Annotated in this window: 18 protein-coding genes; 13 read left to right on the top strand and 5 right to left on the bottom strand. The window is 60.4% G+C overall.

Annotated elements, in window-relative coordinates; all coding sequences use genetic code 11:
• Positions 1-3 precede the first annotated feature (3 nt).
• From M1D32_RS17100 to M1D32_RS17085, 4 genes are all read left to right on the top strand, one after another.
• Entirely contained in the window at positions 4-1,044 is a 1,041-nt protein-coding gene (locus M1D32_RS17100; RefSeq protein WP_458779807.1) for an ABC transporter permease, read from the top strand.
• A gap of 79 nt (positions 1,045-1,123) precedes the next feature.
• Positions 1,124-2,686 carry an FGGY-family carbohydrate kinase gene (locus M1D32_RS17095; protein WP_458779806.1) on the top strand — a complete coding sequence of 521 codons (1,563 nt, stop codon included), beginning with the start codon at positions 1,124-1,126 and terminating at the stop codon, positions 2,684-2,686.
• 102 nt (positions 2,687-2,788) lie between these two features.
• Positions 2,789-3,556: an SDR family oxidoreductase gene (locus M1D32_RS17090; protein ID WP_458779805.1), complete on the top strand. Its 768-nt coding sequence runs from the start codon at positions 2,789-2,791 to the stop codon at positions 3,554-3,556.
• Positions 3,557-3,703: 147 nt separating this feature from the next.
• Entirely contained in the window at positions 3,704-4,150 is a 447-nt protein-coding gene (locus tag M1D32_RS17085) for a 6,7-dimethyl-8-ribityllumazine synthase (protein ID WP_458779804.1), read from the top strand.
• Between the two features lie 221 nt (positions 4,151-4,371).
• Here M1D32_RS17085 and M1D32_RS17080 read toward each other — a convergent pair whose 3' ends face one another.
• Positions 4,372-5,361: a sugar-binding transcriptional regulator gene (locus M1D32_RS17080; protein WP_458779803.1), complete on the bottom strand. Its 990-nt coding sequence runs from the start codon at positions 5,359-5,361 to the stop codon at positions 4,372-4,374.
• Positions 5,362-5,675: 314 nt separating this feature from the next.
• Between M1D32_RS17080 and M1D32_RS17075 the strand changes: the two genes are divergently transcribed.
• The 6 genes from M1D32_RS17075 to M1D32_RS17050 all read left to right on the top strand — a co-directional run bounded on the left by M1D32_RS17075 (position 5,676) and on the right by M1D32_RS17050 (position 12,410).
• Positions 5,676-6,638: a sugar phosphate isomerase/epimerase family protein gene (locus tag M1D32_RS17075; RefSeq protein WP_458779802.1), complete on the top strand. Its 963-nt coding sequence runs from the start codon at positions 5,676-5,678 to the stop codon at positions 6,636-6,638.
• A gap of 21 nt (positions 6,639-6,659) precedes the next feature.
• The gene (locus M1D32_RS17070; protein ID WP_458779801.1) at positions 6,660-7,580 is read left to right on the top strand and encodes a PfkB family carbohydrate kinase; all 921 of its coding nucleotides are present in this window, start codon (positions 6,660-6,662) and stop codon (positions 7,578-7,580) included.
• A gap of 125 nt (positions 7,581-7,705) precedes the next feature.
• Positions 7,706-8,773 (top strand): sugar ABC transporter substrate-binding protein, encoded by a 1,068-nt coding sequence (locus M1D32_RS17065; protein ID WP_458779800.1) that lies wholly within the window; start codon positions 7,706-7,708, stop codon positions 8,771-8,773.
• Positions 8,774-8,792: 19 nt separating this feature from the next.
• A complete protein-coding gene (locus tag M1D32_RS17060; RefSeq protein WP_458779799.1) occupies positions 8,793-10,298 on the top strand; it encodes a sugar ABC transporter ATP-binding protein in 1,506 nt (501 codons plus the stop codon).
• Positions 10,295-11,374, top strand: coding sequence for an ABC transporter permease (locus M1D32_RS17055; protein ID WP_458779798.1), 1,080 nt, complete (start codon positions 10,295-10,297; stop codon positions 11,372-11,374). Before M1D32_RS17060 ends, M1D32_RS17055 begins: the two co-directional genes overlap by 4 nt.
• A gap of 124 nt (positions 11,375-11,498) precedes the next feature.
• Positions 11,499-12,410: an amidohydrolase family protein gene (locus M1D32_RS17050; protein WP_458779797.1), complete on the top strand. Its 912-nt coding sequence runs from the start codon at positions 11,499-11,501 to the stop codon at positions 12,408-12,410.
• 137 nt (positions 12,411-12,547) lie between these two features.
• Here the strand turns inward: M1D32_RS17050 and M1D32_RS17045 are convergent, their stop codons facing one another.
• The 3 genes from M1D32_RS17045 to M1D32_RS17035 form a co-directional block, all read right to left on the bottom strand.
• A complete protein-coding gene (locus tag M1D32_RS17045; protein WP_458779796.1) occupies positions 12,548-13,048 on the bottom strand; it encodes a gluconokinase in 501 nt (166 codons plus the stop codon).
• Positions 13,048-13,359, bottom strand: coding sequence for a putative quinol monooxygenase (locus M1D32_RS17040; RefSeq protein WP_458779795.1), 312 nt, complete (start codon positions 13,357-13,359; stop codon positions 13,048-13,050). Before M1D32_RS17040 ends, M1D32_RS17045 begins: the two co-directional genes overlap by 1 nt.
• Positions 13,360-13,485: 126 nt before the next feature.
• Complete coding sequence (locus tag M1D32_RS17035) at positions 13,486-14,844, bottom strand: NAD(P)H-dependent oxidoreductase (protein ID WP_458779794.1); 1,359 nt, start codon at positions 14,842-14,844, stop codon at positions 13,486-13,488.
• Between the two features lie 251 nt (positions 14,845-15,095).
• On the opposite strand from M1D32_RS17035, the gene M1D32_RS17030 reads away from it, so the two are divergent.
• Together M1D32_RS17030 and M1D32_RS17025 are read left to right on the top strand one after the other, a co-directional pair.
• Positions 15,096-16,124, top strand: a complete 1,029-nt coding sequence (locus M1D32_RS17030; RefSeq protein ID WP_458779793.1) for a LacI family DNA-binding transcriptional regulator — start codon at positions 15,096-15,098, stop codon at positions 16,122-16,124.
• A gap of 136 nt (positions 16,125-16,260) precedes the next feature.
• Positions 16,261-17,175, top strand: coding sequence for an NAD(P)-dependent oxidoreductase (locus M1D32_RS17025; protein ID WP_458779792.1), 915 nt, complete (start codon positions 16,261-16,263; stop codon positions 17,173-17,175).
• A 332-nt stretch (positions 17,176-17,507) separates the two neighbouring features.
• Here the strand turns inward: M1D32_RS17025 and M1D32_RS17020 are convergent, their stop codons facing one another.
• A complete protein-coding gene (locus M1D32_RS17020; protein ID WP_458779791.1) occupies positions 17,508-19,931 on the bottom strand; it encodes a hypothetical protein in 2,424 nt (807 codons plus the stop codon).
• A gap of 268 nt (positions 19,932-20,199) precedes the next feature.
• On the opposite strand from M1D32_RS17020, the gene M1D32_RS17015 reads away from it, so the two are divergent.
• Complete coding sequence (locus tag M1D32_RS17015; protein ID WP_458779790.1) at positions 20,200-20,841, top strand: plasmid pRiA4b ORF-3 family protein; 642 nt, start codon at positions 20,200-20,202, stop codon at positions 20,839-20,841.
• Positions 20,842-20,878 lie beyond the last annotated feature (37 nt).

Genomic DNA, 20,878 nt, shown 5'->3' with positions numbered 1-20,878 from the left:
ACCATGAGTTCTGAACGACTGGCAGCCCAAAAGCCGCCCACAAGCAACGGCAAGCCGCCGGCAAAAACGAGCCTTGGCCCGATCCGGTCCATACAGACCCCGGTGATGATGAACCGTGACCGCCTCCAGACGCTGTTGTTGGTCGCGGCCCTGGTCATCCTGCCCATCATTTTTACCTCGATGAACCCGCAATACCTGTCCCCGGGCAACCTCGACAGCATGATGCGCCAAGCATCCGTGCTGCTCCTCGTGGTCGCCGCAGGAACAGCGCCGATACTACTCGGCTCCATCGATCTGTCCGTGGGCGCGATCGTTTCGCTCTGCGCGGTGTCAGCTGCGCTGCTGGCGCAGTCCATGGGCCAGGCAGCCGTGTTCCTGGTGCTACCGCTTGGTTTGCTGATCGGCCTGTTCAACGGCGTCATCTGCTCCTACATCAAGCTCCCCTCATTCCTGGTGACACTGGGAACCTCCTTCGCCTTTGGCGGCATTGCCCTCCTTCTGTCCGGAGGTTTTCCCGTCCAGTTGATCAGCGGCCCCCTCAACGCAGCCTTCCAGCGCAGCCTCTTCGGCATCTTCCCCCTGCCTTTGGTGTACGCCGTCATTCTTTGGCTGCTGCTGATCGTCTTCCTGAGGCGCACCGCGACCGGCCGGTTCATTTACGCGATCGGCGGGAATGAACGCGCCGCGAAGGTATGTGGAGTCAATGTCCCTTGGGTGAAGGCACTCGCCTTCGGCGCCAGCGGCCTGTGCTGTGCCCTCGCGGGAGTACTCGTTCTCTTCTCCACCACCGCTGCCACCCCCGATATCGGCAATTCCTTTCTCCTGCCTTCCATTGCCGCTATTGTCATGGGCGGTACTCCGCTCTCCGGCGGTCAGGGCGGTGCGGCGCGAGGCCTCATCGGCACTCTGATTCTGGTGGAGCTGACCAACGGCATGCTGATCATCGGCCTTCCTCCGGCGGCGCAGCAGATCGTTCAAGGACTCGTGGTCATCCTCGCGGTTCTCCTGACCTTCGACCGCCGCGGAGTGGCAGTAGTTAAATAGCGCCACGGCAGGCCCGAATACACTACAGCGACGGGTTCAATTCACGCTCATGCTGTACCGCAAATAGGAGAGAATTTAGATGGCCACTCGGCTACTCGGGATAGATTTCGGAACAGGCGGAGCCAAAGCCTGCATCATTGATGACCAAGGCGAAGTCCTGGCATACGCGTTCCGTGAATACCCCATCTTCCACCCCCGTCCGGGCTGGTCAGAACACGACCCGGAGACCTACTGGCGTGTTACCTGCGAAATGGTTCAGCAGGTACTGCGCGATACGCAGTGCCTGCCTCAAGAGATCGTCGGGATTGCTGTTTCCAGCGCCCTGCCGTCCATGGTGCTCGTTGATGACCAGGGCCGGCCGGTGGCGCCCGCCTTGAACCTCATGGACCGTCGTGCACTGGAGGAAGTCAACTACATCAGGAATGTGGTGGGGGAGTCCGTCATCGAAGACGTGACCGCCAACCGGATCGAGGACCATCCAAACCTCGTAAACCTCGTCTGGTACAAAAAGAACAAACCGCAGATCTATGACAAGGTCTACAAGGCCCTCACCATCGACGGCTTCATCGTGTCCCGGCTCACCGGGGAGTTCACCCTCAACACCAGCTCGGCCGTTTTCTACGGGGTCGCCTTCGACATCCGAAAAGGCGTTTTCCACAACGAAATTCTGGAAAAGCTCCACATTGACCCGAACATCCTTCCCCGTCTCTGCGACAGCACGGACGTGGTGGGAAGCATCACGACCGAGGCGGCCGGAGCCACCGGCCTCCATGCCGGCACGCGCGTCGTTGGAGGACAGGTCGATTGCAACGCGGGCTGGATTGCCGGGGGAGCGGTCGAACCCGGTGATATGCAGCTGAACCTCGGGACCAGCGGCGTCCTTGGCGTCGTGCACCAAAACATGGACTACCTCAACTCCCCGGACGGTCTCCGGATGGTGAACATCCCCTACACAACCTCACCCCGGGACACGTTCTCGGCCGTCGCGGTGACAACCACCGGCGGGCAGGCCCTGCGGTACCTCCGCGATACCTTCGGCGAGGGCGAGGCCGATGTTGAGCGGCTCCTGAAGGTCAGCTCCTATGACCTGATCACCTTGCAGGCCCGCGACGTCCCGCCTGGCAGCGAAGGGCTGCTGGTGCTGCCCTACCTGATGGGTGAGCGCTCCCCGATTTGGGACACGTCAGCCCGTGCAGTCATGTTTGGTCTATCACTGCACCATCACCGAGGCCACGTCTTCCGGGCTTTCATGGAAGGCGTTGCCTACGCGCTCTTCGATTCCTTCTCGGTTCTCCAGCGGACGGGCCTGAAGATTAACCACCCCCTCATCTTCAACGAGGGGGGCGCGAAAAGCGAAGTCTGGCGCCGGATCATCACTGACGTGTTCGGCATCCCCACCGCAATGCTCAAGGGCCGCACGGGAGCGCCCCTCGGAGACGCAATCCTGGCCGGCGTGGGCGTGGGAGTCTTCGACGACTTCAGCGTCGCCAAGGAATGGTGCACCTATCGGGAACACCTTGAGCCCGACCAGCAGAACCACGAAATGTATATGGAGTATTTCCAGTTGTACAAGGACATCTACGCCAACGTTCAAGGCAACTTCAAGGACCTGCAGTCGATCGTCCGCCGCCACCAGAGCTGACCGCTCCCCGCTGCCGGAAGTAAGTTTCTGAGCGGCCGCTGATCGCCAGTCCCCACCCCGTCTCATCGGGAACTATTAACCCCTTCACCTAGGAGAACCACCGTGAGTGCACCAAAATTCACACTGGAAAACAGAACAGCCGTCGTAACAGGAGCAAGCAGCGGCATCGGCAGGGCCGTCGCCGTGGCCATCGCTGAACTCGGAGCCGCTGTTGGTTGCGTCGATCTCGCCGGAAGCGACCTGGAAGGTGTTACAGCCGAGATCAAGAATTCCGGCGGGCGCGCAGCCTACGTCGCGGCGGATGTGACCCAGCCCCAGGACATGATCGATGCCGTGGCCAGCATCGAAAAGGAACTGGGAGCCATTTCGCTGGCCGTCAACGCCGCCGGTATTGCCAACGCCGCCCCCGCGGAAGACATGCCACTGGCGCAGTGGCAGAAGGTTCTGGACGTCGACCTGACAGGGGTGTTCCTGTCCTGCCAGGCCGAAGGCAACGCGATGCTCCGCAACGGCGGTGGATCCATCGTTAACATCGCCTCCATGTCAGCCACCATCGCCAACAGAGGGCTTGTCCAGGCCCACTACAACACCGCGAAGGCCGGAGTAGTCCATCTGGGCAAGAGCCTCGCCTGGGAATGGGCCTCCCGTGGCATCAGAGTCAACAGCGTCAGCCCGGGATACACCAACACACCCATGACAAAGCGCCCCGAGCAGGCCAGCGCAATGGCAGGATACGCACAAGATACCCCCTTGGGCAGAAACGCAGAACCCGAAGATATTGCCGGGCCCGTGGCATTCCTCCTCAGCGACGCAGCATCCTTCGTAACAGGTGTCGATCTGCTGGTCGACGGCGGCTTCGTCATATGGTGATCAACCCCGCCGGCGCCTAGCGCCGTGCGCCCGGCTGTGGGTGCCCGGGTGCCCGCAGCGCTCGTGTCCCCCTAAGCCGTTCCAAGCCTATAGATTCACTCTCAACTGCTGTGAAGTCCTGGACCACAACGCAAGAACAGGAACGACATGCCATCCACTTCCTCCCTCCGGGTAGCCATCGTTAGTGCCCGATGGCACGCCGACATCGTGGACCGAGCCGTCGACAGCTTCCAAACGCAACTCAAGGAACTGGGCATCGTCAACGTGGCTGTCCACCAAGTGCCCGGGGCCTTCGAAATTCCGTTACTCGTCCGACGGCTCGCAGTGTCCGGCCAGTACGACGGTATCGCCACCTCAGCCCTGGTCGTAGACGGTGGTATCTATCGCCACGAATTTGTAGCACAAAGCGTCGTGGACGCCCTCATGAGAGTGCAATTGGAAACGGACGTACCAGTATTTTCCGGTGTCCTAACTCCTCATCACTTTCACGAGCACGAAGAGCACCGCAACCAGTATTCCCAACATTTTGTAGTCAAGGGGAAAGAACTTGCAGACACTCTCGCCTCAACACTGACAACGCTGGTGGCCCTTTAGTCCGACCACCTACCGCGACCTCCGCGTAATGGACGGAACCGCCCTTTGGGAGGGACTTCCTCAGCCAGTTATGGAGAGCCGGTAATCGGTCTTCGTCAGGCTGTGGGTGTGCTTCAGATGGGCTCCTTGGTAAGCCCCTCGTGCGGTAGGGCCAGGCAGCACCCCGCCCCGCGTGGCGCAGGGTGAACTCACCGGCTGCGGCAGGCTTCGTGTCAGCGAATTTACAACTGTGGTCGTTCGAGGAGCTGTCGTGCTACGTCGGCGTCGGTGATCAGGACGTTGATCCACCCGCCGGCTACGGCGCCGCGGATGGCGTCCAGTTTGCCCATGCCGCCGGCTACACCGACGCGGCGGGGTACCTGCATCATGGCCTCGGCCTCAATGGATATCACCCGTTCTTCAATGGCGGGTTTCATGGGCACGCCGTTGATGTCGAAGAATCGCAGGCAGATCTCGCCGACTGCCCCCGCCCGCGATAGTTCTCCTTCTTCTGCACTGCTTAGGGCGTTTCCGCTGGCTTGCCAGAGTGGTGAGGCGGGGAATGTTCCGATTCCTACCAGCAGCGTTGTCAGGCGCTCCCATGCTTCTACTGATGCGGCCACGGCGGGATCCCCGAGGAACGCTTCGCGAATCTGTTGATTGGCGACGAGGCCGGGGCATCCCATGTAGTAGGGCTTGGCGGAAGTGAGTTCCGCGAGGTGGGAGACCAGGCGGCTGGCCTGCATCTGGGCTTGGGGACTGCCTACGCCGCCGATGAGCTGGATGACTTCGCTCGCGATTTTCCTGGGGCGTGAGCGCATGGCTTCAACTGTGTGCAGGAGGGTGGTGCTCCACGAGGAGATTCCCACGTAGTCGTTGGCGTCAATCGTGGTTTCCAAGTAGGTAGCTGCAGACGAGCCTAGCCTCATGCCCAGTGAAGCGCCGTCCATGACGTCCACGACCACGACTTCACGGAGCTTGTACTTCTCCTCGAGGGCCTTTTCGAGTCCGACATAGATTCCCGCCGGCTGGACGATGGACGTCCGCACTATTCCTAGGTCAACTGCGTTCTTGAGGTATCGCGACACCCTTGCCTGGGAGAGGTTCAGTCGCTGGGAGATGTCACCCTGAGAAAGGCCTTCCTCGTGGTAGAGCACGGCGATCTTCGTGAAGAGTCGAAGTTGTTCGGTGCTGACCGACAATAAGGTCGATGATTCTGTGAACTGCGTCATATTTCGTAACTTTCGGTGCGTGTCTGAATATTTATGCAGGCCCGAATAACGCGTGGACTTGCCCGTCCTGCGGAAAGCTTTACTCCCTTAGGCGGAAGGCGGACTGCCCGTCGACTAGCCAAGGCGAAGAGCGGTACTGAATGAATATTCAGCAGTGAAAAATCTGTGCCTCAATATCGATTCTGCCACCGTTTCCGGGGATTTTGGATCATAGACTTCCAATACCAGCCCAACTTCAGAGCCGAAGTTCCGTCAGGAATTTCGATCGCCGTCCATGTGGACCGGGTGGCCTCCACGATCGAAAGCGAACTGCAATGACAGACATCAAGTACTCCACACGCCTTAACTCCTTTGCCTTGGGCAAGGGAAAGAAGTATCCCAGTGGTGAGGATTCGGTGATCGACCTGATCGCCATTGCCGGCAGCGTTAAGGGCCTGACAACCCTTGAACTGAACTACCCGGAGCACTTCGTAAGCGATTCAGTCGAGGACATCAAGGCGGCCTTGAAAAAGGCCGAACTTGACGTGCGCGGCATCCAGCTCCGTTGGCCGGCACCCCAGTTTTCCAATGGGGGATTCACGAATCCTGACCCCGCGCTCCGGGAAGCTGCAGTAGGGATGGTCAAGGAAGCCATCAGCCTTTGCCGCGAATTCGGCGCCGACCATGTGCTGCTGTGGCCCGCCCATGATGGGTATGAATACCCTCTGCAGATGGATTACATGAAGTCATGGGGCTGGATGGTGGAAAGCCTGCGGAAAGTCGCTGACGTTGACCAGGACATTCGCATTTCCATTGAGTACAAGCCGGCCGAACCGCGTGGACGCACCATTCTTAACACCACCGGCGCGGTCATGAACCTCATCAAGGACTGTGACCGCCCGAACCTTGGCGTCACCTTGGATTTCGGGCACCTCCTGATGGCCCGTGAGAATCCTTCCCAGTCGGCAGCCATGTGCCTGCGTGACCAGAAACTGTTCGGGCTGCAGCTTAACGATTCCCACGGGGTAGCTGACGACGGCCTCGTGGTAGCGTCGATCCACTTCGCGGAGACGCTGGAACTTGTGTACTACCTGCTCCGCGAGGGATACCAGGGAACGTACTACTTCGACACCGATCCGGTACGTGAGAACCCTGTCGCCGAATGCGAGATGAACATCGAGAGGATGGGGACCATCATCCAGAAGGCCCGCGAGCTGGTTCGGGACTATCCCGATCTCCCCAGCGGGGATGCTCTGCACTCATCATCCGTATTGTGGTCGAAAGCAGTGGGTGTCTAAGTGCGGCCAACCGGTGTCTGCGTGGTCGGGTCGGTAAACGCCGACCTTATTGCGTATCGCGGCGCAGAAGTAAGCGCTGCAGGCTATGTGACGGGTGACAACTTCGAGATGGCCGCGGGCGGCAAAAGTCTGAATGCCGCGATGAGCATCGCAGCGGTGGACCCGGCGGTCACCCTCGTGGCCCGTGTGGGCTCAGACCATCTGGGAAATTTTATCATCGGCACTCTCCGCGATCGGGGGATCACCACCGAAGGCATCATCCGCGATGAGCGGACCCACACCGGCGTAGGTCACGTCAGAATCGATTCCCAGGGCGAATACGACACCGTCGTCATTCCCGGAGCCAACGGAAACTTCTCGCCGGCAGACATTGACGCCTACGTCGAAGCGCACGATCCGCCGGCGTTCGTAGTCCTGAACCTCGAAGTGCCGCTTCCCACCGTCAGACGGGCAGCCACCCGCTTCCGGGAACTCGGTTCTGCGGTGGTTCTGAACCTCTCTCCGGTTTGTGCCGAGGCCAGGGCGCTCCTCCGCCTCGCGGACATCGTCGTTCTAAACCTCCGCGAAGCCTGCCACGTACTGGATGTCCCGCTTACCACTGACGTCCTGGTGCTGCTGACTGCTCTGCGGGAAGCCGGCGCGAAGACTCCTGTCCTGACTCTCGGCGGCGGCGGGGTGGCGGCCCTGCACGGAAATGACTTCGTGCAGGCGGACGTCGAGCCGGCAGTGGTGGTCAATTCAGTCGGTGCCGGTGACAGCTTCCTGGGAACACTGGTTGTGGCGATGGCAAACGGCCATCCGTTTCCGTTGTGCCTCAGGGCGGCCAATGAGGCGGGCAGGCTCGTGTGCAGCAGGCCTGAGTCCTTCCTTACAACTGCTGACGTCCGTCATATCGAGGACGTCGTCGGAGTTTCCCTTGCCAACACCTCCGTTGGCCATTAGCTGACCAGCATCCTGCTGGACCAGCACACAAAGCAAGAAACGTTGCGGGTGCCCCAGTACCGCAACGGAATTTAGCAAGAGTGCCGCATGTTGCGGGCCTTCCAATGATGAAAGGAATTATCACAATGACTAAACTTCCCCGCGCTGTTACGCAGCTGTTTGCCGCCACGGCGGCAGTCGCCTTACTCGCAGCCTGCAGTGCTACCCCTGACGGTCCAGTGGGCCAGGCCCCGGAATCCGGCGGCGGCGACCTGGTCAGCCTCGTTGACGCTTCGGCGAAGACACCCATTACGGATGTAAAGGCCAGCCTTGGTGAACCGGCGGCGCCGGCCGCCGACACGAAGCTTTGCTACATCACCCGGACGCTGTCCAATGAGTTCTGGGGATTTGAGCGGGACGGCTTCGAAGCAGAGGCAAAGCGTCTCGGCGTTAACTACCAAACCTTCGACGTGACTGACGAATCCTCCATCACCGAACAGCTGGACAAGGCAAAGAGCGCCGCAAACCAGGGCTGCAGCGCCCTGCTTGCCTCGCCGATTTCCGCGACGGGCCTGGACACGGTCTTTACCGATGCCCTGGCGCAGAACGTGCCTGTGGTCATCCTCAACGATGCCAAGGGCAATATCCCCGGGAGTGTTTACGTCGGCCCTGACGCCCTGACGATCGGCGAAACGGCTGCTGATTACATCGCGTCCAAGCTGCCTGAAGGCGGCAAGGTCGCCATGATCGAAGGCGACCCGGGATCATCCAACGCACTGAACCGGGGCGAAGGGTTCAAGAATGGCCTTGCCAAGCATCCGAACTTGGAGTTGGTCGCTTCCCAGACCGCGAAGTGGGATCAGACCAGGGCACAGGAGATTGCCACGGCCATGCTCACGGCCAACCCCGACATCAAGGCGTTCTATTCACAGAATGACGGCATGGCGTTCGGAGTCGCGGCTGCCATTGCTGCCAAGAATCTCACGGGCAAGGTGGTGCTGGTCGGTACCGACGGCATCCCGCAGGCCAAGAAGGAAATTCAGGCCGGCAACATGACCGCCACGGTCAGTGAGCAGCCCGTGACCGAAGGTGCCAGCGGCGTGGACGCAGCGCTTTGGCTGATGGCCGGCAAGAAGGTTCCCGGATGGATCGACGTTCCGGCCTTCATTATCGATTCTGAGAACGTCGGGGAGTACCCGACCGGAATGCCGTAAGGCAGAAACGACACCCATCATGGTTACACCGCTGCTTGAACTGCAGAATATCGCGAAGTCATTCCCCGGAGTCCGCGCTCTAAACGATGTCAGCTTCACCTTGGAACGCGGAGAGATTTGCACACTGGCCGGCGAAAACGGGGCGGGCAAAAGCACTCTGCTCGCCATCCTGGGCGGCTCCCTCGTCCCGGACCACGGGTCCGTGATCATTGAGGGCATCGTACGGCAGCACTTCTCACCCCGCCAGGCACTGGCTGACGGGGTGAGAATCGCCCACCAGGAACCGGCCATCGTTCCGCAACTGTCCGTTGAGCAAAATTTGGTGCTGGGCCGCACGTCTCGCCAGCGCCGGGACGCCGGCAAAGACATCGAGCAGGCGCTGGCGGACGTCGCCCAGATGGGGTTCCCGCTTAAGGCCAAAGCCTCCGTTCGGGGGCTTAGCCCTGCACAAAGGCACGCTCTAACCATTGCCAGGGCGCTGGCGTTCGGCGCCAAGATCGTGGCCCTCGACGAACCCACCACCAGCATGCTGGAACACAACGTCGAAGGCGTGCTGAACCGCGTACGGGAGATCGCCCATACCCGCGGGGTAGGCATCATCTACGTCTCACACAAGATGCCCGAAGTCATGAGTGTTTCCGACAAGGTTGTAGTCCTGCGGGACGGCACTGTGAACTACACACAGCCGATCGCGCAAACCTCGGAGCAGGACATCGTGCGAAACATGGTGGGCCGGGAGCTGCTGTCGTTCAAGCGGCAGCACCCGGTCCAGCCAGGGGCTCCTATCCTGTTTTCGGCCTCAGGGGTCAGCCACCCCACCGGTGGCGGTCCTCTTTCCCTGGACGTCCGGGCCGGCGAAGTGTTGGGTATTGCAGGCCTGGTCGGATCGGGCCGTACCGAGTTCCTGCGGGCCATCATCAGGGCGGACAAGGGCAGCACCGGCACCGTGAGTGTGGACGGGAAAAAGCGCAGGATCCGCTCCCCACGGGACAGCAGAAATGCCGGCATCGCCTTTATCCCCGAAGAACGCAAGCACCAGGGCCTGGTCCTGCAGGTGCCTGCCTACTTCAACGTCGCACTCACCGCCGACAGGCAGTTTAACGGCTTCGGGCCCATCATCAGCGTGCGGAAGCAGATCGCCGCCGCCGAAGAAGCCGCCGCGCGCATGTCGCTCCGGCCGGCCAATGTGCGCCTCAACGCCCGGCAGTTCTCCGGCGGCAACCAACAAAAAATTGTTATCGCCAAGTGGACGTGGCGCAATACCAAGGTATTTCTCTTCGATGAACCAACAAAGGGTGTGGATGTCGGCGGCAAAGTCGAAATCTATGAACTCATCGACGCGCTGGCCAAAGCCGGAAGCGCAGTCATCGTGGTCTCCTCAGACCTGCCCGAGATCATTTCCCTCAGCGATCGGGTGAAAGTGATGCGCCAGGGTCAGTTCGTTTCCGAACACACCGGCGACGACATCAACGAACACAGCCTCGTGGCCAACGCCATGGGCATCGCAGAAAGAACAACGACATGAGCCAGCCCACCCTGCCAAAGAAAGACCAGGCCGAAGACAGCGGAAAGGACGGGACGAACCGAAGGCCCTTCGCAACAGCCATCAAAAAGTCACGCACCCGGCCTGCACTGAACCTCCAGGCACTGGGAATTTACATCGCCGCGGTTGTCATCTTCCTCATTTTCGGGTTGCTGAACCCCAACTTCCTCACCTCCGGCAACCTTCGGGACATCGCCATCTCAGCCAGCGTCAACGCCATCATCGGGCTTGGGATCACGTTCGTCATCATCACCGGCGGCATTGACCTCGCCGTCGGCTCCATCGCGAGCTTCGTCGGGATCGTAACTGCCTCCCTCATGGTTAACGCAGGCACCTCGCCGTTCCTCGCCCTGCTCGCAGGCATTGCCCTGGGCCTGGCCTGCGGAGCCGTCAACGGGCTGCTCATCACCAAACTTAAGCTGCCCCCGTTCATCGCCACACTCGGAACCATGAGTATTTACCAGGGCTTCGCCTACGTGGTCACAAACGGGCGCCCTGTCTACAACGTCCCCAGGGACTTTGTCTTCATGCTCAACAGCTACGTCGGCGGCATCCCGGTCGCGGTGATCCTCGTGGCGGTCCTCGCGATCCTCTGCTGGCTGCTGCTGCGCCGGACAGTCTTCGGGCAGAACGTTATCGCTACCGGCGGCAGCGAAGAAACGGCCTGGCTTTCCGGCGTCCGCGTCGACAGAGTGAAAATCGCCGTCTACGCGCTCTCCGGCGTACTCGCGGGAGTTGGCGGCTTGGTCATCGTAGCCCGCATCAACGCGGCCCAAACCGATGCCGGCAGCCCGTACCTGCTGACAGCGATCGCCTCGGCGGTGATCGGCGGAGCCAACCTCATGGGCGGCGAAGGGCGCATTGCCGGTACCTTGGTCGGCGCCCTGATCCTTGGGGCGCTTACCAACGGCCTGGTGCTGCTCAACGTCCCCAGCTTCTACGAACAGATCGTCACCGGTCTCGTCGTCGTCATTGCCGTCGCCCTGGACCAGGGCAGCAAGGGATGGCCACTGCTGAAGAAAAGAAAATCAGAACCACAAAAAGAAGCCACAGCCTGACCCAGTCTCGGCTGAAGAAGGCACCTACCAAATAGAGCCGGAAACGGCGGCAGGCCGAAACATCTGCCGCCGTTTCCGGCTCTGCTGGTCCCACATACGGCACCTAGCTGACAGGAGGAAGCCCTTGCTGGATTTTGGAATCATCGATGCCCATCACCACCTGTGTGACTTTTCCCGCTCCTACCCCTGGCTTCAGGGCCCGGCAAAACCGTTTCGCTACCACGGGGACGACCGCCCGCTGAGGCGCAACTACTTCATCGAGGATTACCTGGCCGACGCCCACGAATTCAAGCTGACCGGCTCCGTCCATATGGAAAACGGCGCCGCGAATCCGTTGTGGGAAGCGGAGTGGATCCATGAGGTACATGAAAGCAGCGGCTTGCCTTCGGGCCAAGTGGCCAAGGCTTCCTTGGCCGATCCAGGCGTGCTGGGCCAACTGGAACGGCTTGCCTCCATCCCATCGGTACGGGGAATCAGGGACATCCTCAACTGGCACCCGGACCCCCGGTATACCCATACTTCCCGCGCTGACTTGATCACCGACCCGCTCTGGCTGAAGGGATTCTCACACCTGTCTTCCCTGGGCCTGTCCTTCGACCTGCAAATCTTCCCGGACCAACTGGACCAAGCCGCGCAACTGGCTGCCAACCATCCGGACACAACCATCATCCTGGACCACGCGGCGATGCCCATTCACCGCGACCCGGCCTCCCTCCGGGACTGGCGGGCAGGCATGGAAAAGCTGGCAAAGCAGCCAAACGTAGTCACCAAGATCTCCGCACTGGGAACCAACGACCACTCCTGGACGACGGCGTCCATACGGCCGATCATCCTTGAAACCATCGAGGCCTTTGGCCCGTCCCGCACAATGTTCGGAAGCAACTTCCCCGTGGACAGCCTCTACTCCAGTTTCACTGAGCTCTACGCTGCCTTCGACAACGTAACGGCCGCCATGACGGGTGGCGAACGCCGGGACCTCTTTGCCGAAACAGCAAGGAGAACCTATCGCATCGGCCGCGCCGGTTCGGCGGACTAGCCAACGAACGGCCTCCGCTGCGATGTAAAGTGCGGCACGAAACAGCGGCCAAAAAGCCCGCCTCACCCATGCATTGGGTGAGGCGGGCTTTTTGGCTGGGCGGGTTGCTCCGTAACTGCCTGACCGCAGGGCGGCAGCTACTGCGCCGGCACCAAGCCGGCGAGGATTCGCTCCGTTGTTTCTTCAATGCCTGCCTCAGAAGTCAGGGTCATTCCTGCCTCGTCTGCTTCGAGGGGCTCAAGGGTTTCCAGTTGTGAGGCGAGAAGGGACGCGGGCATGAAATGACCGGGTCGTTGGACCAGCCGTTTTTCCAGCACACCGGGGTCCGCGTTTAAAAGGATGAATTCGGTTGAAGGAGCAGCCGTGCGAATGGCATCCCTGTAGGCGCGCTTGAGCGCTGAACAGGCAACAACAATTCCCTCCGGTGGTGGATCCGAGAGTTCGGCACCGACGATGTCCAGCCAAGGCCACCTGTCCTCGTCGGTGAGCGGGATCGCGGCAGCCATTTTTTGAACGTTTGCTGCCGGGTGCAGTGAGTCAGCGTCGACGAAGGACGCCCCTAAACGCGCGGCAAGCACGGTGCCGACTGCCGTCTTTCCTGCCCCCGACACTCCCATGACCACTAACGTGCGGTGCACTATAGGGCCCCTTGTTGTGCTGTTCCTGCGGGGATCGGCGCCAGCCGGGTCACTACGACAGGTTTTTCCAGCAGGCCTTCGAGGGAGGCGTTCAGGCGCTTGACTGGTTCACCTTCGCCGTGGGCGTCGAGCAGATCGGCTGATTCCCATTTCTCGATCATGAGGATCTGGTTGTTGGGGGCTTCATGGATCGCGTAGAGCAGGCAGCCGGGTTCCTGGTGGACTTCGCTGATGGCGGGGGAGAGGGCGGCGACGACCTGGTCGAAGGCGCCTTCCTTGGGGCTGAAAGCAGCGGTGACGACGATGGTCATGGTGCGGTTCTCCTTGTGGTGTAGGTGCCCTTGAGGGGCGTGGGAGGGTCCTTGAGGACGGGGCGCGGACCGACGGTTTGAAGTCCGTCGGTCCGCAAGGAACATCCGCAGGAGTGTTCTTCAGACTTAGCTGCGAGCGGCGAGGTCTTCCTCAAGGGCAAGGGCTTCCGTTTCGCGGCGCAGTTCGAGGGCCTGGGCGAGTGAGTCGTCCATGATGACGTCGTCCCAGCGGACGATCCCGCCCTTGGCTACGTCGTTGCGCAGTTCCACGTGGTGGGCCAGCGCGACCGGCAGTGCACCGGTAGTGACGGAGTGCTTCGCCGAAACGAGTTGGCCCCAGACGGTGTATCCGCCTTCGCCGTCGAGGAATTCACCGGCTTTGAGGTCTTTCTTGGCGGTGGCGACAACGTCGCCGAAGAAGCCTATGGGTGAGCCCGTGGGGATTCCGCGGAGGACGGCGTTGGCGATGGATACGTTCAGTTCCAGGCCGACGTAGTGGTAGGGGCGGTACAGGGCGGCGTACTGGCCGGTGGGGTCCGGGTGCCAGGGGTATTCGTTGAAGCAGCCGGAGACGTAGTCGTTCGTGGCCTTCACGACGACGAAGACGCCTTCCTGGGTGTTGTGGGGGATCCAGGTGCCGTCGCGCTTGACGCTGGACATGACGTCGACGGTCCCTTCGTGCGCGAGGGCTCCTCCGACGTCGGCGGGGCGGCAGATTGAGGCGATTTCCTCAACGTCTCCGGGCGTGAAGGTCAGCCCGGTGTCAGAGGGGACCAGTCCTGCCCCGTTGGCGACGGCGGCCATCTCGATGGCGGCCTTGGTGCCGTCCCGGAAGGAGGTGTGCATGTTGGGGTTCAGCTGCCCGGAGTCGGTTAGCTCCTTGGAGAATTCCCAGTTCTCCCAGACGTTGTCGGGGTTCATCTCGTGGTAGTGCTCGAGGAATTTGGCGCCCTTGCCGGCGCAGACGACGTCGAATCCACTGGTGCGGGCCCAGTCGACAAGTTCCATGATGAGGGCCGGCTGGTCGCCGTATGCCATCGAGTAGACAACGCCGGCTGCTTCTGCCCGCTTGGCAAGAGCGGGCCCTGCCAACGCGTCGGCTTCAACCGTGACCATGATGATGTGCTTTTTCGTTTCGATGGCGCGCAGCGCGTGCTTGACACCAACGATGGGGTTGCCGGTGGCTTCGACGATGATGTCGATGTCGACGTCGAAAAGCTCGTCGGCGTTGGCCACGATTGCGGTGGAGCGGTCCCGCAAAGCGGTTGCTATGTCGGGGGCGATCTGGTCTTTAGGCCATCCAACGAGTTCGAAAGCACCTTCAGCGCGCTTGACGTTGATGTCTGCGATGGCGACGACGTGGATGCCCGGGATGTTGTTTGCCTGGGCCAGGTACATCGTCCCGTAGCGTCCGGCGCCGATCAGGCCGACCCGGATGGGCTTTCCGTCGGCCTCGCGCTTGGTCAGGAGATGGTGCAGATTCATGGGTTGCCTTTCAAGGGATACGGCGCTGTTCCGGAAGGGATGCGGGCTGGTCTGGGATCAACCGCAGCTTTTGGGGTTCCTCTTTCACCTCGCGTCCCGCCCATTGGGGCGAGCCTGCAGAACAGCGAAAGGCCAGTAGGTAAACGAAGTGGAACCGGTTACACTTTTATGTCATAGGGGTAGGCCCAAGGTCAAGCCCTAGGCTAAAAAAGGTTCCCAGATGTCCAGGAAGTGCCAGACAAGGAGTAGGCGTGCAGAAACAACCGACCATCCGCGATGTTGCCCAGGCGGCCGGGGTGTCCGTTGCCGTTGTCTCCCGGGTGCTGAATCCGGGGTCGGGTCCGGTCGCTGCAGCTACCCGCGCCAGGGTGAATGACGTGATGAAGAGCCTCGGTTACCACCCCCGCACGGCGGCCAGGGAGCTTAAGTATGGCCCGCCTACTACGCTGGGGCTGCTGCTCGCCGACGTTTCCAATCCCTTTTTCGCCCGGCTCGCGGACCAGGTGGTGCAGGAGGCGCACGCCCGCGGAATCCAGGTGCTGCTGATGACCACTCAGGAGGATGACCAGCTGGAGTCAGAGCGCCTGGCGACACTGATCGAACGCAGGGTCAGCGGGATTATCGCGACCCCGACCGGCAACAACCTGGCAATCTGGAAGCAGCTCCAGGACCTGGGCACTGAGGTGGTTTTTGTCGACCGATCAATACCGTCGCTCCCCGAAGTTGACGTTGTCAGCATCGACAACTTTGAATCCGCCCGGGCCGCAACGGCGCTGCTCGCGGCGCACGGCCACCGCCGCATCGGCATCATTTCCGGGCCGGCTGCCTCGACCACCGGCCGGGACAGGATTGCCGGCTATCGGCAAGCCCTGGAAACAGCCGGCCTGGAGCAGGATGAGCTCCTCATCCGGCACACCGCGTTCCGCGGGCTGGCGGGAGGAGATGCAGCGTCGGCGCTGCTCGCCATCGATGAGCCGCCCACCGCTTTGGTTGTGGCAAATACCGCCCAGGTAACCGAAGTTTTGCGGCGCCTCTCCCACGCCGGAATCGACATCCCTCGCACCCTGTCCGTCATCGTTTTCGAAGATTCACCCTGGACCGAACTCATGACCCCGGCCCTGACCATCGTCAGGCAACCCATAGATCTGCTCGCCCGGCACTCCGTGCAGCTCGCTTTATCCAATACGCAGGGCAAGACGTCGGGAAAACCCAACGTCATACGCGTAGCCGCCGAACTGGTGGAACGCTCCAGCGTCGCCCGGCTGCAGTTCTCGAAATAATTCCAGGCCTACTTCGGCTCCGCAACGATTTAGAGTGCTGCCCGCGCGTGATAGAAAAGTGCACCGGTTCCGCTTTTGTTTACTGCTGATCCAGGCGTGACGCAAAGATGCCGTCCTCCTCAACCAAAGGACCCGAATGTCTGACTACGACCACCCGTCGCTTGCCCTGATGGGGCTGGGTCCAATGGGTGAACCTATGGCGCGCCGACTGCTCAACGGCTACGGCGAACTGACCGTCTGGAACCGGACAGCCGCCAAGGCCGAAGCCTTGGCGGGACTCGGCGCCCGCGTTGCATCCTCGCCCTTTGACGCCGCGGCGGACGTCGTTCTCACCGTGTTACCGGATCTCAGCCACGTCGAGTCACTGCTGCCGGGAGAACAAGGCCTCCTCGCCGGATGGGCAGCCAGGGGCACCGCCCGGCCGATACTCGTCGTTCACGGCACCGTTTCGCCCGGGGCGGTGGCGGCCTTCGGTGAACGGATGCTTAGAGACCACGGCGTCAAAGTCCTCGACGCTCCCGTCAGCGGCGGGACCGTCGGTGCCGAAAACGGCAGCCTGAGCATCATGGTCGGCGGGGACGAGGACGCGCTGAGCACGGTCACCCCGGCGTTCCAGTTCATGGGCAGCACCATCCGACATATGGGCCCGGGAGGTTCGGGCGCACTCGCCAAAGCCTGCAACCAGATCGTTGTCGCCGGCACGGTCACAGCAATTTCCGAAGCCATGCTCCTGGCCCGGGGTGGGGGACTCGATCTATCGGTCATGCTTGAGTTGCTCCAGGGTGGGCTGGCCGACTCCGAGGTCCTGCGGCAAAAAGGGCACAGATGGATAGACGGCGACTTCACAGGTGGCGGCAGCGGTAAAAATCAGCTCAAAGACCTCAACTTCGTCCTCGGTGCAGCAACCAAGGCACAACTAGAGCTGCCCATGAGCAAGGTCATCAGAAACTTGTTCGAAGAAATGGTCGCGCGGGGCGACGGCGCCCTTGACCACACGGGGATTCTTCGGACAATCGCTCAGCGAAGCGCCGTCCGTGCGGACGCCGAATAACCCTGACTGCCGCTGTTTCAACCTGAGTCTGGTCCCGCCGCGCCCGGCGGAACCCTCAATCGGCAGGTGAGAGAAGGCCTTTTCAACCTCTCCCCACGGCAATTTTCACGCGCCGATAATGGAGATTTTGTTAACTAGATGCTCGGGGAGCAGGGGAGTCTGTATTCGCTATTCTGCTTGTTCAAAGCATTAGCAAGATCTCTTTAATAGTTAGCCTGTCGTGATGAAGCCCTCGAGTCTGGCATGCCCAAGACGTGGGGTCTTATGAGTATTCTCACGCGGGTTGTACATGCGACCTAGCCACCTGGGGTCAGGAAAAAACTGAGGGCCGATTATAGCTTGACGAGTGCCGCAGGAGGCGCGGACTGCTTCCATTCGCTGAGCCAGTTTTCCACGTCTTCCTCGCCCGGACCTCTGAGGCACCTCTGCACTGTAGCCCGGAGCAACTCCGCTGCCGTTTCCTTGGGATCGGAGAGCTCTTCAGGCCTCTCGATACCTTGCTCGAGAAGGGCGGCCACTAACTCGACTTTGAAAGTTGCAAAATTACCATTGTGGGTCCTGCTGTACTCCTCCGCGTGCTGGACGATGCCAGAAACGCGGAGCAAGCGATCAAATTTCGCAGGGCTAATTTCCAGATATCGCCGAAGGTAAGGCCTATGTCTCAGCCGATCAGCGAGCATTTTTGGCTTAGGAACTCCTGCTTCCAGCAGCGGTGTCTGGTATGGCTTGAGAGCTGCAATCTCCCAAAAGTCACGCCTGGGTGCGGTACCTATGACCTCGCCAAACTCACTGTCCACGTGCATTGGTTGAAGCGACGGATCTTTACGTGCCCACTCCTTATATTGGGAGACCAGCACAGCTATTCGAAGGTGTTGCAGGCACATGATCCGGGCGTGCTCTTTTTCACTCCGCCGCTCTGCGCGGAGGTATGCCTGTGCTGCGGCGCAGGCCCTGTTATATGCAAGGCGCGGAGATTCACCATCGACCGATACTCGATCTTTCATCCTGGCTACAACCGGCCTGACCACACTCTGCTCTTGCTCCCTTAGTTCCCTGACCAGCTCTGTCGCCACTGGGCGCATTTCGTCGGCTAAGGGATCGGGCTGCCGATCGTCAACTCGGAGGAGTTCCATCAAGAGCTTGGCGTACTGTGAAGCTAAGGGCTCGGCGGATTGACATCCAGCGATACTCCTAAGATTTAGTACGGCAATCATATAATTTACCAGCAAACGACGACGCAGGTCCAAGAACCCCGCCTTGGTATTTCTACTTTGATAGACCGGGTTGATTGCAGAGTACCCAGTCGTATCGGCCCTGGTATGAAGTTCCTGCTCTTTCAACCACTTCGCGTAAAAGCGCAGATCATCCTTCTTTTCGGCTTGTCGATACTGGTGATGGTGAAGAGCCAAGTCAGCAGCCCTGTTGCGCGGGTCGTACTCCATAGCTGCTGCGAGTAGCGGAAGTGCCTTCCTATCATTGGCTTCGTAATCTGTTGTAGCTATGAAGTGCAGCCCTACACTCCTCCAGTCTCCTGCCTCACAAAGACCCTCAAAGCCGTCGTGCCTTTTTGCCAAATTGGTAAGAATCAGGGCCGCCGCCATCTTGTAAAGATCTGGCAAGGGCGGTGTTCCGGTGTCCTTCTTGGTCCCATCGTTAGCGGCAGTTCTGATCGGAGTGATTAGAGCAAACTCGTCGCGGCTAATCAGAGTGGTGTCAACAGCACGTCCGTTTCTTGAAATTAGGATAGAAATGGCGTCCTCGGTACCATCCACAACTGCGGACCATGGTGTCGAGTTGAAAATAAATTGCAGAAGTTGGTGGAGCAGCGCAATAACTTTGTGATTGGGGACGGTAACAAGTGCCGCTTCACTGAGCGCACTTACGTCCACAGCGTAGGGAATTTCCACCCCAGCCGATGGTTTGCCTCCAAGCTCTGACAGGATGGCAACGAGGCGGCCAGCAGCCATCCTGTTTTGTTTTCCGTCCCCATCGTGGACAGTAACGTTCATACGGAGCCGGCCAGCCAACGCACGAGAAAGCAAGGCGGTGCCTAGAGCAATAAGGGCGGCCACGGGCACGATTAGGATGTTTGTGTCACGGTCTGGGTTCTCAGCATAAGCTGCCACATGCGGTAGGACTGCCACGAGCAGACCAGTTCCTACTATCAGGAATCCCAGCCCCCACCAGAGGAGTTGCCTCTGACGGGCCGGATCAGTCCTTTTCCTTGCCAGAAAAGGCAGGAGCGCAATCAATCGGGCAACGACCAGGAGCACAGCGACAATGCCCAAGAAGACCAGGCCTTGGAGCAGGCTTACCCATTTCTTATCGATACCCTCCCACAGATCTTTAAATTGTGCAGGCGGAGCCGGAGGGTCAGGTGCTACCAACTTACGTCCGGCTGCAGCTAGGGCGATAAGGCGTTCCGATTCGCAGGCTTGGCTAACAGTTGCTACTTCTCCCGCAATGTTGCTCGGAACCGGTGCTGGCAAAGTTCCGGGTGCACCACTTCGGATCTTGTCGATGAGCTCTAAAGCTGCTGGAGGATCTTTGGTGGCAAGTTCTCGTGCCGGGCCACATGCAGAGTCGATAGTGCCGCTTTGTGCATTCGCAGGCGTTGGTGTCAATCCTAGCTGAATGAAGGTGGTCATCATTAGGAGAGCCAAAAACCCAGACGCTGCAAAGCCAATTAGCCAGCGGTATCCAATATCATTCTCGCGGTCTTTCAGGAAGACCGATCCCTGAAGAAATGTCTTCATGATTCTTCTCGCGAAGCCCTAGACATATACAAAGTGTGCTCGCGAAGACTGAGACAATCAACAGTTCATTTTTTCGGTAACACCGCATCAGCTCTGAGTTCGCGTCTTCCCGCCGAATGAAGTAACAGGCCTCTGACACCGCCCATTCGCGGTACTTCCGTGACCAATTCGCTACGCCGATAACGGATCTTTCGTCAAGCCATAGGCCTCGGCGGGGGAGAGGACAGCCTCTGACTTGTAGGGCCGTGGTGACTGTAAAAATGGAGCCATGGAAAACTTACGGGGCGGGACGGGCAATGGACAGGACTCGGCCCTGGAGGTTCGCGTGGCGCTGGTTGACAGCGTGCCGGAGATCTGGCGTCGATTCGAGCTCCGGGGCTCGCTGACTTTGAGTCAGGTACATCAGGTCCTGCAGGCAGCTTTTGGCTGGGAGGACGCGCACCTGCACAGGTTTGTAACAAGCCACCCGTTCGCGCCGCTGCGGCCGGTCGACGGCGAATTCCCCGAAGTCCCGCAGTGGCTTCCAAGGCAGCAGTGTGAAGAACCGGGCGACAGGCCTGAGGAGGACTGCACTCTGGATCAATTGCTCGCGCTGGGTTCGGGCGAAGCGTTCTACGAATACGACTTCGGTGACAGCTGGCTTCACCGGCTCGAACTGGTTTCCCGCCGGCCCGCAGACGGCAACAGTCCGTCGGCCTGCTTGATCGACGGCGCCCGACGCGGCCCCCTGGAAGACTCCGGAGGTCTCCCAGGTTACGAGGACATCATGGATACCTTGGCCGACCCGTCGCATCCTGACCATGTAGAACACGCCGCATGGGTGGCGGACATAACCGGCACCAATGCGCCGTTTGACCCTGCCTTCCTGGACATCCCCGCCGTAAACCGGGGACTGGCTGAGAAGTTCTGACCTCCCGTGTCCCTAGAAAAATGCCACGAACGACGGC

The sequence above is a fragment of the Arthrobacter sp. D3-16 genome, from assembly GCF_054408515.1.
This window is presented reverse-complemented; position numbering and strand designations above follow the sequence as displayed.